At 62.4% G+C, this 12,217-nt stretch carries 13 protein-coding genes and 2 tRNA genes; 8 read left to right on the top strand and 7 right to left on the bottom strand.

Annotated features, from left to right (window positions below):
- Window positions 1-20: 20 nt before the first annotated feature.
- Entirely contained in the window at window positions 21-713 is a 693-nt protein-coding gene (locus tag NKI01_RS06710; protein ID WP_023719761.1) for a hypothetical protein, read from the bottom strand.
- Window positions 714-854: 141 nt separating this feature from the next.
- Here NKI01_RS06710 and NKI01_RS06705 point away from each other — a divergent pair, with 141 nt between their 5' ends.
- Genes NKI01_RS06705 through hdaA form a run of 3 tightly spaced genes read left to right on the top strand, consistent with a single transcriptional unit; the run spans window position 855 to window position 3,320 of the window.
- Window positions 855-1,412 (top strand): CDP-alcohol phosphatidyltransferase family protein, encoded by a 558-nt coding sequence (locus NKI01_RS06705; RefSeq protein WP_023719760.1) that lies wholly within the window; start codon window positions 855-857, stop codon window positions 1,410-1,412.
- Complete coding sequence (locus NKI01_RS06700; RefSeq protein WP_023719759.1) at window positions 1,384-2,610, top strand: AI-2E family transporter; 1,227 nt, start codon at window positions 1,384-1,386, stop codon at window positions 2,608-2,610. The genes NKI01_RS06705 and NKI01_RS06700 overlap by 29 nt, the downstream gene beginning before the upstream one ends.
- 5 nt (window positions 2,611-2,615) lie before the next feature.
- On the top strand, window positions 2,616-3,320 hold the full coding sequence (gene hdaA, locus NKI01_RS06695; protein ID WP_023719758.1) for a DnaA regulatory inactivator HdaA: 705 nt from the start codon (window positions 2,616-2,618) through the stop codon (window positions 3,318-3,320).
- A 206-nt stretch (window positions 3,321-3,526) separates the two neighbouring features.
- On the opposite strand, the gene NKI01_RS06690 is transcribed toward hdaA, so the two are convergent.
- Entirely contained in the window at window positions 3,527-4,528 is a 1,002-nt protein-coding gene (locus NKI01_RS06690; protein ID WP_352962339.1) for a GlxA family transcriptional regulator, read from the bottom strand.
- Between the two features lie 131 nt (window positions 4,529-4,659).
- Between NKI01_RS06690 and NKI01_RS06685 the strand changes: the two genes are divergently transcribed.
- Window positions 4,660-5,487, top strand: coding sequence for an alpha/beta fold hydrolase (locus tag NKI01_RS06685; RefSeq protein ID WP_352962337.1), 828 nt, complete (start codon window positions 4,660-4,662; stop codon window positions 5,485-5,487).
- A 125-nt stretch (window positions 5,488-5,612) separates the two neighbouring features.
- Here the strand turns inward: NKI01_RS06685 and NKI01_RS06680 are convergent.
- Window positions 5,613-5,689: transfer RNA gene (locus NKI01_RS06680), tRNA-Pro, on the bottom strand.
- 158 nt (window positions 5,690-5,847) lie between these two features.
- On the opposite strand from NKI01_RS06680, the gene NKI01_RS06675 reads away from it, so the two are divergent.
- The 3 genes from NKI01_RS06675 (at window position 5,848) to NKI01_RS06665 (ending at window position 7,566) form a co-directional block, all read left to right on the top strand.
- The gene (locus NKI01_RS06675) at window positions 5,848-6,153 is read left to right on the top strand and encodes an ETC complex I subunit (RefSeq protein ID WP_023677641.1); all 306 of its coding nucleotides are present in this window, start codon (window positions 5,848-5,850) and stop codon (window positions 6,151-6,153) included.
- A 55-nt stretch (window positions 6,154-6,208) separates the two neighbouring features.
- A tRNA-Arg gene (locus NKI01_RS06670) sits at window positions 6,209-6,285 on the top strand.
- A 60-nt stretch (window positions 6,286-6,345) separates the two neighbouring features.
- Window positions 6,346-7,566, top strand: coding sequence for an anion transporter (locus NKI01_RS06665; RefSeq protein ID WP_352962336.1), 1,221 nt, complete (start codon window positions 6,346-6,348; stop codon window positions 7,564-7,566).
- 108 nt (window positions 7,567-7,674) lie between these two features.
- Here the strand turns inward: NKI01_RS06665 and NKI01_RS06660 are convergent, their stop codons facing one another.
- The 4 genes from NKI01_RS06660 to NKI01_RS06645 form a co-directional block, all read right to left on the bottom strand.
- On the bottom strand, window positions 7,675-7,989 hold the full coding sequence (locus NKI01_RS06660) for a cupredoxin domain-containing protein (RefSeq protein WP_352481771.1): 315 nt from the start codon (window positions 7,987-7,989) through the stop codon (window positions 7,675-7,677).
- Window positions 7,990-8,000: 11 nt separating this feature from the next.
- The gene (locus NKI01_RS06655; RefSeq protein WP_352962335.1) at window positions 8,001-8,525 is read right to left on the bottom strand and encodes a DUF4142 domain-containing protein; all 525 of its coding nucleotides are present in this window, start codon (window positions 8,523-8,525) and stop codon (window positions 8,001-8,003) included.
- A gap of 104 nt (window positions 8,526-8,629) precedes the next feature.
- Window positions 8,630-9,301: an RNA polymerase sigma factor gene (locus NKI01_RS06650; protein ID WP_023719752.1), complete on the bottom strand. Its 672-nt coding sequence runs from the start codon at window positions 9,299-9,301 to the stop codon at window positions 8,630-8,632.
- A gap of 252 nt (window positions 9,302-9,553) precedes the next feature.
- Window positions 9,554-10,723: a cystathionine beta-lyase gene (locus tag NKI01_RS06645; RefSeq protein WP_352588592.1), complete on the bottom strand. Its 1,170-nt coding sequence runs from the start codon at window positions 10,721-10,723 to the stop codon at window positions 9,554-9,556.
- A 435-nt stretch (window positions 10,724-11,158) separates the two neighbouring features.
- Here NKI01_RS06645 and NKI01_RS06640 point away from each other — a divergent pair, with 435 nt between their 5' ends.
- Window positions 11,159-12,187: an amino acid ABC transporter substrate-binding protein gene (locus NKI01_RS06640; RefSeq protein ID WP_023719749.1), complete on the top strand. Its 1,029-nt coding sequence runs from the start codon at window positions 11,159-11,161 to the stop codon at window positions 12,185-12,187.
- Window positions 12,188-12,217 lie beyond the last annotated feature (30 nt).

The following is a 12,217-nucleotide window of genomic DNA, read 5'->3' as shown; positions in this document are numbered from 1 at the left end:
AGTCGCCCAAGCTGCCGCCCTTATGGACGTCCCTCTCGTTCCGCCAGAACCATGTCGACGCGGTCGAGTTGTGCCTTGGCGTAGCCGCTCAGCGCTATTCCGCTATTGTTCGTTCGAATCCAGTGCACAGCCTGCCTCACCCGCTCGTAGTGCCCAAGTTCGATTTCGCAGGCAATCAGCGCGAGGATCCGAACGGCGAAGGGCTGTGTGAATTCGTAAGGTTTGTCGAGCAGCTCGCTATGTCCGGCGACGTAACTGGCGAGGTCCGGATTCTGAGCCCTGATCCGTCGCGCCAGCTCGACATATTTCCCCAGCAACCTATCTATGCTCGTCTGGTCAAGGTTCTCGAAGTAACGACCATAAGCTTTCAGCTCATTGTTAAATATCGTTTCGGGATGAAACTGCGACAGTCCGGGCCAGATCCATTTTTTGCCGTACAGCCTTTCAAGCAACGGCCTGACGGTAAGAAAGTCCAGGTAAACGAGCATGTTCACATGAACATCGCCAGAGCTTGCAGTAAAGGCTTCTTCGAGAATCAGGCTAATATCGTCGCTCCGGTCGACTTCGAAGACGCCTTTCCGGATGCGGCGAAAGCCATGTCCCATCATGAACGTATCGAGATACTTACGCGCTTCGCCAACGGCCAAAGACAAGGTTCCACTCCCTCTTTGTTGCGCCATGGTGCCTTGATGGTTGCCGAAGAGTCCAGCCACTGCGCCGCTTGTTCCAAAATAGCTTCGCGGCCAGTGCGCTCTCGACAAACCCGTGCACGGCCCAACTTTTGTCGCTTCTCACTTGCCGTGACCCTCCATCTCCATCATGTATCGACAAACAAGAGCGACGGGATAATGCGTTTGACCATCCCCAACATGATCACGATCATGCGCTTCGTGCTGGTGCCGGCCGTGGTGCTGGCCATGCTGCAGGAACGCTGGGACTGGGCCTTTGCCGGCTTCCTCATTGCCGGCATTTCCGACGGCGTCGACGGCTTCATCGCCCGCCATTTCAATCAGTTTTCCAGGCTCGGCGCCTATCTCGACCCGATGGCCGACAAGCTGCTGCTGGTCTCCGTCTTCGTGGTCATGGGCATCAGCGGCGAGTTGCCGCTATGGCTGGTCATCACCATGGTGTCGCGCGACGCGCTGATCGTCTGCGCCGTGCTTTTGTCCACCGTCATGGCGCATCCGGTTGAGATGAAGCCGCTCCTGGTGTCGAAGGCCAACACCGCGATCCAGATCGTGCTGGCGGCAGTGGTGTTGGGCGAACTCGCCTTTGACATCCGTCTCGATCCGCTGAGGCCGGCCCTCATATTGCTGTCCGGGGTCTTGACCGTGGCTTCGGCCGCGGCCTATCTCGTGGCTTGGCTGAGGCATATGAGCGGCTATGGCGAAGGCTCCACACCCGGCACCTGAACGCGGGGCACCTGAACACCAGGGACCCGACGAACGGTCGATCGACGCCGAGGCCGAAGCCGCGGCAGCGGAGGCTGCGGCATCGGCGTCGTTTCGCCGCCAGATCCGCTTCTGGCTGGTCAGCGCCATCATCCTCGCCGTCTTCCTCTATGTCTTCAGCGGCATCCTTCTGCCCTTCGTCGCCGGCATGGTGCTCGCCTATTTCCTCGACCCTGTCGCCGACCGGCTGGAGCGTCTCGGCCTGTCCAGGCTGATGGCGACGGTGGTCATCCTCATCGCCTTTATCGTCGTCCTGGTGCTGGCCGTCGTCATCCTGGTTCCGGTGCTCGCCTCGCAGATGGCTGATTTCGCCAGCAAGCTGCCGGACTATCTGACCCGGCTGCAGAGCCTGATCACCAGTTTCGACCCGAAATGGCTGGAAGAGAAATTCGGCGTCGACGCCAATGGCCTGCGCGAAGGGCTGAACTCGCTGCTGACCTCCGGCTTCGGTCTCCTGACTACGGTCTTCACCTCGATCTGGAGCTCCGGCGTGGCGCTGGTCTCGGTTGTCAGCCTGTTCGTGGTGACGCCGGTCGTCGCCTTCTACATGCTGCTCGACTGGGACCGCATGGTGGCAATCGTCGACGGCTGGGTGCCGCGCGACTATGTCAAGACGGTCCGGGCGATCGCCAGGGACATCAACACCGCGACCGCCGGCTTCGTGCGCGGCCAGGGTACGCTCTGCCTGGTGCTCGGCGCCATGTATGCCACCGGCCTGACGCTGACGGGCCTGAATTTCGGCATCCTCATCGGCCTGTTCGCCGGGCTGATCTCGTTCATCCCCTATGTCGGCTCGCTGACCGGGCTGGTGCTGGCTGTCGGCGTTGCCTTCGTCCAGTTCTGGCCGGACTGGACCATGATCGCGGCAGTGGCAGGCGTGTTCTTCGTCGGCCAGTTCATCGAGGGCAACATCCTGCAGCCGCGGTTAGTCGGCAAAAGCGTCGGCCTGCATCCGGTATGGCTGATGTTTGCGCTGTTTGCCTTCGGCGCGCTGTTCGGCTTCGTCGGCCTGCTGATCGCCGTTCCGGCTTCCGCCGCCGTTGCCGTTCTGGTGCGTTTCGCCATCGCGCGCTATCTCGAATCGCCGCTCTACAAGGGCCATGCCGACGAGCCGGTGCCGCCGCTGCCGGTTCGGCGCCGCGGGGGCGCGCGCGGTTGAGCCAGATGCCGGACAACAAGATCGATCCGCCGCGCCAATTGCCGCTCGATCTAGGCCACGGCACCGGCTATTCGCGTGACGAGCTCGTCGTCTCCGCCACCAACAGCCAGGCCGCGGCGCTTGTCGACCGCTGGCCGGACTGGCCGTCGCCGGTTGTCGTGCTGGCTGGGCCGGCCGGCTCGGGAAAAACCCATCTGGCCTCGATCTGGCGGACCCGCGCCGACGCGGTGAAAGTGGAGGCCGCCCGCATCGGCGACTGTATCGAAAATCTCGGCGCGCATCCGGCCCTGATCGACGATGTCGACGCCGGCCCGGTCGACGAGCACGGCCTGTTCCACCTGATCAATGCGGTGCGCGGCGCCGGCTCGACCTTACTGTTGACGGCGCGCCGCTTTCCCTCCGCCTGGGGCGTCAGGCTGCCCGACCTGGCGTCGCGGCTCAAGGCGGCGGCTACCGTCGAGATCCACGAGCCCGACGATCTCTTGCTGGCCGGCGTCATCACAAAACTGTTCGCCGACCGCCAGGTCGAGGTCGAGCCGCATGTCGTGCAATACCTGGTGCGCCGCATCGAACGCTCGCTGGCCACCGCCATGCGGGTGGTCGAACGGCTCGACCGCACCGCGCTCGAGCGCAAGACGCCGATAACGCGAGCGCTCGCAGCCGAGACGGTCAGCGCCATGGACGAAGGGCAGGGCGAGTTCGAGATTTGACGATTCCAGTTCAGCCACTGTCCCATTTCGGGAACAAAAGCTGGCATCCGTCTTGCAGCAAGGAGCTTGCCGGCTGATCCCGGTCCTGATTGCGTATCAATCAGGTAAGTAGGCTCGCCGGGAGATGGGGTGGTTGGGGTTCTCTTCCCGGCGAGCTTGCCTTTGGCAGCATCGAATCGATAGCGCCATTGCGCGGCGGCCGGGCCTCAGCTCTCTCCACCCACAATCACAGCTCGTTCCGTGCCAAAGCGCTTGCGATAGTCGCCGGGCACCAATCCGGTTATCCTGGCGAATACTTTGCGGAACGAGCCGGGATCGTCATAGCCGACCTCCCAGGCGATCTGGTCGATCGATCGCATCGTGGTTTCCAGCATCTCGCGCGCCTTGCCGACCCGCAGGTGCTGACAATATTCGGTCGGCTTGAGGCCGGTGGCGTTGCGGAACCTGCGTAGGAAAGTCCGCTCCTCCAGTCCGGCATGCTCGGCCATGGCGCCAAGCGTCACGTCACGCGCGCCGTTCGCCTGCAGCCAGTGCTGCACCTTGAGAATCGCTTCGTCGCCATGGGTCAGTCGCGGCGCAAACGGGCTGTAAAAACGTTGCTCGCGGCCCGGCGGATCGACCAGCATGAAACGGGCCGTGTCCATCATGACGGCTGACCCGAGCACCCTGTCCACCAGCTTGAGGCCAAGGTCGGTCCAGGCCATGTAGCCGCCGGCGGTGATGATATCGCCATCGTCGATGACCAGCCTGTCGGCGTCGAGCAGGATGTCTGGAAAGCGTAGCGCCAGCGCGTCGCGATAGGCCCAGTGCGTCGTCGCCGCACGGCCGGACAACAGGCCGGTCTCGGCAAGCACGAAGGCGCCGGCGCAGACCGAACCGAGCGTCGCCCCTGCCATGTGGCGGTCCCTGAGCCACCCGGCATAGCGTGCTGCCGCCTCGCGCGGAATCGGATCACCTAGGGTCGGGGGCAAGATGACCATGGCAGGTCCATGGCCAGCACCGGACCCGCTGTCGAAGGTGCGGATAACCGTTGGGCTCGCCTCCTGCAGCCGCCAATGGCTGACGCGAAGCGTCGCCGCCTCCGGCGACCGCTCGACAGCCAGCCGGTTTGCCAGCATGAAAAGATCGGTCAGGCCGAGCACGGCTGCTTCCTGCACGCCGGGATACAAGACAAGGCCGATTTCGATCAGATCACGCGCAGCCGTCATTTGTCAGTTTTGCCACGTTGAATGTCCGTTTTGCCAATGCTCACCCTGACCGCACTGTTATAATTTGTCCAGCTGAAGGGGGCTAAAAGCTTCCCTGTTACCCGCCAACTTTTCCATCAAGGAGTAGGACGATGAGCACATTCACCACCCATGACGGCACCGAGGTTTTCTACAAGGATTGGGGCAAGGGCCAGCCGATCGTGTTCCATCACGGCTGGCCGCTGAGCTCAGACGACTGGGACAACCAGATGCTGTTCTTCCTCGAAAAGGGCTACCGCGTCATCGCCCATGACCGCCGCGGGCACGGCCGCTCGTCGCAGACCGCGACCGGCAACGACATGGATACCTACGCTGCCGACGTCGCGGCGCTGGCGGCGCATCTCGATCTCAGGGATGCGATCCACATCGGCCACTCGACAGGTGGCGGCGAGGTGGCGCGTTACGTCGCGCTTTATGGCGGCGGCGGCCGTGTTGCCAAGGCGGTGCTGATTGGCGCCGTGCCGCCGATTATGGTCAAGACCGACAGCAACCCCGGCGGCTTGCCGATCGAAGTCTTCGACGGCTTTCGCGCGGCTCTGGCCGCTAACCGCGCCCAGTTCTACAGGGATGTGCCGGCCGGCCCGTTCTATGGCTTCAACCGCGACGGCGCCAAGGTCTCGCAAGGCGCCGTCGACAATTGGTGGCGCCAGGGCATGATGGGCGGAGCCAAGGCCCATTACGACTGCATCAAGGCATTCTCGGAGACCGATTTCACCGACGATCTCAAAAAGATCGAGGTTCCCGTCCTGATCATGCATGGCGACGACGACCAGATCGTGCCGATCGCCGATTCCGCGCTGCTTGCGGCCAAGCTGGTGAAGCACGGCACGCTCAAGGTCTACAAGGGCCTGCCGCACGGCATGTGCACCACCCATCCGGAGATCATCAATCCGGATCTGCTGGCCTTCATCCAGGGCTGACATCTTCCATATCGGACGGGCAGCGCAGGCTCGTGCTGTCCGTCCGTCGCTTAAGCATGACCGGCGACAGGGAGACACGCTCGAGCGTGATCCGCTTGCCCTGCCGACGAGATTTGCTTGATGAATGGTCGGAGTGGAGAGATTCGAACTCCCGACCCTCTGGTCCCAAACCAGATGCGCTACCAGGCTGCGCTACACTCCGAACGGTCTGTTGCCTAGTGATTTCGGCCCGCCAAAGCAAGCTAAAAAGCCATCGGCCTTGCTGCCGGCGGCATTGCGCAGTAATGACGGGCTAGTGCATGGCCAGAGAACAGTAATCTGGTCTCGGGTCATGTGCTTGCAACCAGCAATGAGGTGGTCATGTCAGCCCGCATTTTCAGCCCAGCCAAAACCGCGATGCAGTCCGGCAAGGCCAAGACCGGCTATTGGGTGCTGGAATTCGATCCGGAGCAGCGCAAGAAGATCGATCCGCTGATGGGCTACACCACGTCCGGCGACATGCGAAGCCAGATCAGGCTGACCTTCGACACCAGGGAAGAGGCGGTCGCCTATGCCGAGAAGGAAGGGCTGGCTTTCCGCGTCGAGGAGCCGAAGGAAATCAAACGCCGCCAGATTTCCTATGCGGAGAATTTCCGCTATGACCGCAGGACGCCCTGGACGCATTGATCCTATGCCGGCCCTGCCGGCGCCCAACAATCAGCCGGTCATGCGGCCGGCCAGCGGTCCCGTAGCTCAGCTGGATAGAGCACCGGCCTTCTAAGCCGATGGTCACAGGTTCGAATCCTGTCGGGATCGCCAAACAATTCAGGTCCATTCCGGACAGGTTCACTCGCCAGTCGCGAACAGGATTTCCGAAACATGACAGCGATGGGTGCGGCGGCACTGCTGATCCTTGTCCTGACCTATGCCGGCGTCGCGGTCGGCAGGATACCAGGGCTGCGCCTCGACCGGGCAGGCATCGCGCTGCTCGGCGGTGCGGCGATGATCGCCATCGGCGCGCTCAGCATGGAGGACGCCTACCGCGCCATCAGCTTCGACACCATCACGCTTTTGCTCGGCATGATGATCGTCGTGGCGCATCTGAAAGTGTCCGGCGCTTTTCGCGCGCTCGGCGGGTTCGCCATTGAGCATGCGCATGCGCCATTCATGCTGCTGGTGATGGTGACGCTGTTGACCGGCGTCCTGTCGGCATTCCTGGTCAACGACGCCATCTGCCTGGTCATGGCGCCGATCGTCGTCCATGTCACCCGCGTCATCAACCGCAACCCGGTTCCCTATCTGATCGCCACCGCCACGGCCTCGAATTGCGGCAGTGTCGCCACCATCACCGGCAATCCGCAGAACATGGTCATCGGCGCCCTGTCGGGGATTTCCTATCCGGCCTTCTCGGCGGCACTTGCACCGGTCGCGGCGTTCGGCCTCTTCGCCGTCATCGTCATCATCCGCATCGTCTACCGCGCCGAATTTTCGCGCAAGGCCGAGCTCAGCCCCGAAGTCTATCGCGGCCGCATGCTGCCGGGGCAGGTGCTCAAGGCGGTGGTCGTCTGTATCGGTTTGGCGGTCGCTTTCTTTGCCGGCGTTCCCGTAGCCAAGGCGGCGCTGATTGGCGGTGCGATTCTGTTGCTGACCCGCGCCATCAAGCCTGAGCGCATCTATCGCGAGATCGACGGGCCGCTGCTGTTCATGTTCGCCGGGCTGTTCATCGTCGTCGCCGGTGCCGAAAAGACATTGCTGACGCCCGACATCGTCGCTTCGGCAAAGGACCTTGGGCTGAATGATGTCTGGCGGCTGTCCGGCTTCACCGCAGTGCTGTCCAACATCATGAGCAACGTTCCGGCCGTGCTGGCGCTGCGGCCGTTCATACCCGGCCTGGAGAATCCAGAGCGTGCCTGGCTGGTCGTCGCCATGAGCTCGACCCTGGCCGGCAATTTCACGCTGCTCGGCTCGGTCGCCAATCTGATCGTTGCCGAGCACGCGCGGGTCTCCGGCAAGCCGCTGGGCTTCATCGCCTTCTTCAAGGTTGGCCTGCCATTGACGCTGGTCACGCTTCTTGTCGGGACGGCATGGCTGGCGGCCTAAAAGCACGTCGCGTTCGACCGGCCTCATGCGACGCGCTTTAGGCTCTTGTTTTATGCATGTCGTTATCGCAAAACCGCTGCACACTTTTGCGCGACAGGCATTAGCCAGTCAGGGCGATGTCACCGTCACATGGCCCTTCATATTGGGATGGAAGCGGCAGAAATAATCGACCGATTCGGCCTTCTTCACCATCAGGCTTGCTGCCTGCTTCGGCGGGATCATCACTTCCCAGCCGCCGTTGACGGTTGCCGTGTGGGCGAACACGTCCTTGTTCACCCACTTGATCGTGTCGCCGACCTTCGCCTCGATGTTTCCGGGCGAAAACACAACCTTGTCGATCGTCACCTCAATGGTTTCGGCCTTGGCAGGTGCGGCGCCGATGGTCAGCGCCAGCGCAACCCACAGATGCCGCCTCGACACCATTGGCCCGATCCTCACTTCAGCATACCGGCGACGTGTTCGGCGTGCTGTTCGTGGCCCTGGAATATTTTCAGGCCGGTTTCCAGCAGGCTCTTCAGCTCGGCATTGCCGGCCGACGGGATCAGCAGAGTTTCGAGCGCGCCATTGACCTGCTTGTGGTAGGCCACCTCGCTGGCGACATAGGCCTTGTCGAACGCCGCGCCCTTGAGCTTGGCAAGCTTGGCACGTTCCTCGGCCGCCGCCTTGGTCAGCGCTTTGCTGGTCGGATTGTCCTCAGGCGTGACCTTGAGCTTCTTGACCAGGTCGAGAGCCTGTTTGTTGACGGCCTCGTGATCCCGCACCATGTCCTTGGCGAAATCTACGACCTCTTTGTTTTTCGATTTCTGCAGCGCCTGCTTGGCCACCTCGACGTCAAGCACGCCCGCTGTGTAGGCGATATGTGCGATCTGCGGATCGGTCGGCTTGTCGGCAGCTTGCGACAAGGGCGCTGCGCTAAGCAGGAAAAATGCGGCCAGTGCCGTGGTCGATCGAATAAACATGATGCTCTCCTTCGCCCCGACGCCGAGCTGCATCGGGCTTCGTTTTCAGTGATGCTCATTGGATGCAGGTCGCCGGAAAACGTTCCCGCGAAAATCGACGCGACCTATCCGGAAAGACCAAGCCGCTGCATCACGGCATTGGTCAGCCGTTCACAGCGCCGGCCCGCGAACGGAAACGCGTCGAGCAGCACCGGGCCGATCTGGTCGTCCAGCGCCTTGCGCACCAGCGCACGAGCGCGGTGCAGCCGGGTCTTGATGGTTTCTGGTCGCACGCCAAGCAGTTCGCCGGTCTCCTCGATGCTCAGCCCCTCGATGACTCGCGCCACGAACACCAGCCGGTAGACATCGGGAAGACTGTCGGTTGCCCGTTCGACAAGCTCAAGGATCTGCCGTTGCGCCATCGTCCGCTCCGGATCGTCGCTCGGGTTGAGGGGAAACCGGATGATTTCGGCTTGCGGATTTTCAGGTATCGCCACCATTCGCCGCCTTTTGCGCAAGCGGCCGAGCGCTTCGTTGATGACGATACGCGACAGCCACGTAGCGAGCGAGGCATCGCCACGAAAGGCCTCGAGGTGGGCAAACGCCCTGACATAGGCCTCCTGGACGATGTCCTCGGCCTCGCTGTCGTTGCGCACAACGCCGCGGGCGATGCGGTAGAGCCTCTGGTTGTGCGTCTTGATGATGGTGCGGAATGCATCGCCATCGCGTGCCAGCGCGCGGCCGACAAGCTGCATGTCGCCGGAAGCGGCGGACGTTGCCGTCAACACAGCCGGCATTGGCGATCTCCTGATAGGCTTCTCATCGGGATATTGGATGCATCGGCCGACAAAAGGTTCCCGACCGATCCGCCGGCCAGCCTCGATCCGCATCAAGCGCCGGCAGAAGCTATTCTATCGCTTCCGCCACGCCGGCGTCTCTATTTTGTAGACGCCGCTTCATCGGCTGATCGGTCGCCATGACACCGCTCAGGATCGCAGTGTTTCCAGGCTGTTACGCCGATTCCTGACTCAGTCTGGCAAGGTGCTGGCTCAGGCCTCTGCGGCCGCCGCCAGCCCGCGCGCCAGGTCGGCCTTCAAATCCTCGACATCCTCGAGCCCGATCTGCAGGCGCACCAGCGGTCCGTCATACGGGCCCTTGGCGACGGTACGGTCGCCCAGGAATACCGGCACGGCAAGGCTCTCATAGCCGCCCCAGGAATAGCCGAGGCCAAAAAACTTCAACGCGTCGAGGAAGGCGTGCTGCTGCTTCTGTCCGCCGCCTGCAAGGACGATAGAGAAGATGCCGCTCGATCCGCAAAAATCGCGCTTCCACAAAACGTGGTCGGGATGGCTGGGCAGCCCCGGATGCAGCACCTGCGCCACGCCCGGCTGGCCCTCCAGCCAGCCGGCGAGGGCAAGCGCGCTCTTTTGATGGTGCTCCAGCCGCACGCCCATTGTGCGCAGGCCGCGCAGCACCTGGTAGACGTCATCCGGCCCGGCGCAGCATCCCATCGTGTTGAACGTCTCGCAAAGCTGCTTCCAGCAGGCTGCGTTGGCCGAGACCGTGCCGAGCAGCACGTCGGAATGGCCGGCCGGGTATTTCGTCGCCGCATGGATCGAGATGTCGACGCCATGGTCGAGCGGGCGGAAGTAGAGCGGCGTCGCCCATGTGTTGTCCATCATGACGATGGCGCCGGCGGCATGCGCTGCCTTGGCGATGGCCGGTAAGTCCTGCACCTCGAAAGTGTTGGAGGCCGGCGATTCGGTGAACACCACCCTGGTGTTGGGCTTGATCAGCGCCGCGATGCCGGCGCCGATGCGCGGTTCGTAATACTCGACCTCGATGCCCAGCCGCTTCAGCATCGTGTCGGCGAAATTGCGGGTCGGGTGATAGACGGAATCGACGATCAGCAGATGATCGCCGGCCGACAGGAAGGCGAGCAGCGGCAGCGTCACCGCCGCCAGGCCCGATGGAACCGCGACCGTGCCCGCAGAGCCTTCCAGCGCATCGATCGCGCTGTTCAGCGCATCGGTGGTCGGCGTGCCCCGCGTTCCGTAGGTGTATTTCTGGCTGCGTGAAGCCATCGCCGCCGCGTTGGGATAAAGCACGGTCGAGGCATGCACCACCGGCGGGTTGACGAAGCCGAAATAGTCATGCGGGTTGTTGCCGGAATGGGCGAGCCGCGTGTTGATGCCCATCTCGCTGCCGTCTTTTGCCATTGCATTTCGTCCCGTGAGTAGGTCGTTAGCCATAGTGCGGCGGCATTGGCCGCGCAACCGCACCGCACTCGCCAGGCAAAGGTCTTGAATATGCCAATTCAGCAATGCGCCGTAGATCCGCAGGGCGCCCGGCGCGGTCGGGAAGTCGCGGTCGGGAAGGCGCGATCGGATTTTGCCGGCTTTATCGGCGCGTTGACCGATTTGCGGGCGCGTTGTCTGCGATTCAGGCATTTCAGCCAGTTGGTTTTCAAAGTCTTTCGGATTTGGTCATTTCCCTTGACCTCACAGGAATAATCGCCTTCGATGTTGTTCGTGAATGGGAGACAGCGCGTCGGTTACGATGCGGGATTCCGGTAATGGGCCGGGATACGAAGCTGCGTTCACACGGGAAAAAGTCAGGTTCGCCTGGAAAAAACAGAAAAGGGTCTGTGGGTCATGAAACACATTGCAATCGGCGTTTTGGGCGCCGCCGCGTTTGGATTCGCGGCTTCGGCCGCATCCGCGAGCACGCTCGACGACGTCAAGGCGAAAGGCTTCATCCAGTGCGGCACCAACACAGGTCTTGCTGGCTTCGCGGCGCCGGACGACAAGGGTGAATGGAAAGGCATCGATGTGGATTTCTGCCGCGCCGTGGCGGCCGCCGTCTTCGGCGATGGCACCAAAGTCAAATTCACGCCGCTCAGCGCCAAGGAGCGGTTCACCGCGCTGCAGTCGGGCGAGGTCGACATCCTGTCGCGCAACACCACCTGGACCATCAACCGCGATACGGCACTTGGCCTGAACTTCGTCGGCGTCACCTATTATGACGGTCAGGGCTTCATGATCAACGCCAAGAAACTGCCGGGCGTCAATTCGGCGCTGCAGCTTTCGGGCGCGGCGGTCTGCGTGCAGAGCGGCACCACGACCGAGCTCAATCTCGCCGACTACTTCAAGGCGAACAAGATGGAATACAACCCCGTCGTCTTCGAAAAGCTGGATGAGGTCAACGCCGCCTATGACGCCGGCCGCTGCGACGTCTACACCACCGACCAGTCGGGTCTCTACGGCATCCGCCTGACGCTCAGCGCGCCGGCCGACCATGTCGTGCTGCCCGAGATCATCTCCAAGGAACCGCTCGGCCCGGCCGTGCGCCAGGGTGACGACCAGTGGTACCACATCGTCAAGTGGACCTACTTTGCGCTGTTGCAGGCCGAGGAACTGGGCATCACCCAGGCTAATGTCGACGAGATGAAGAACTCGGACAATCCTGAGATCAAGCGCGTGCTCGGCCAGGAAGCCGACACCAAGATCGGCACCGATCTCGGCGTCTCCAACGACTGGGTCGTCAACATCGTCAAAGCAGTTGGCAACTACGGCGAAATGTTCGAACGCAATGTCGGTTCGGGCAGCCCGCTGAAGATCGCGCGCGGCATCAACGCGTTGTGGACCAAGGGTGGCCTGCAATACGCTCCGCCGATCCGCTGATCGAAATGTGATCCGGAAGGCAGCTTCCTG

Source organism: Mesorhizobium sp. M0815 (assembly GCF_040319995.1).
Classification (GTDB): domain Bacteria; phylum Pseudomonadota; class Alphaproteobacteria; order Rhizobiales; family Rhizobiaceae; genus Mesorhizobium.
This window is presented reverse-complemented; position numbering and strand designations above follow the sequence as displayed.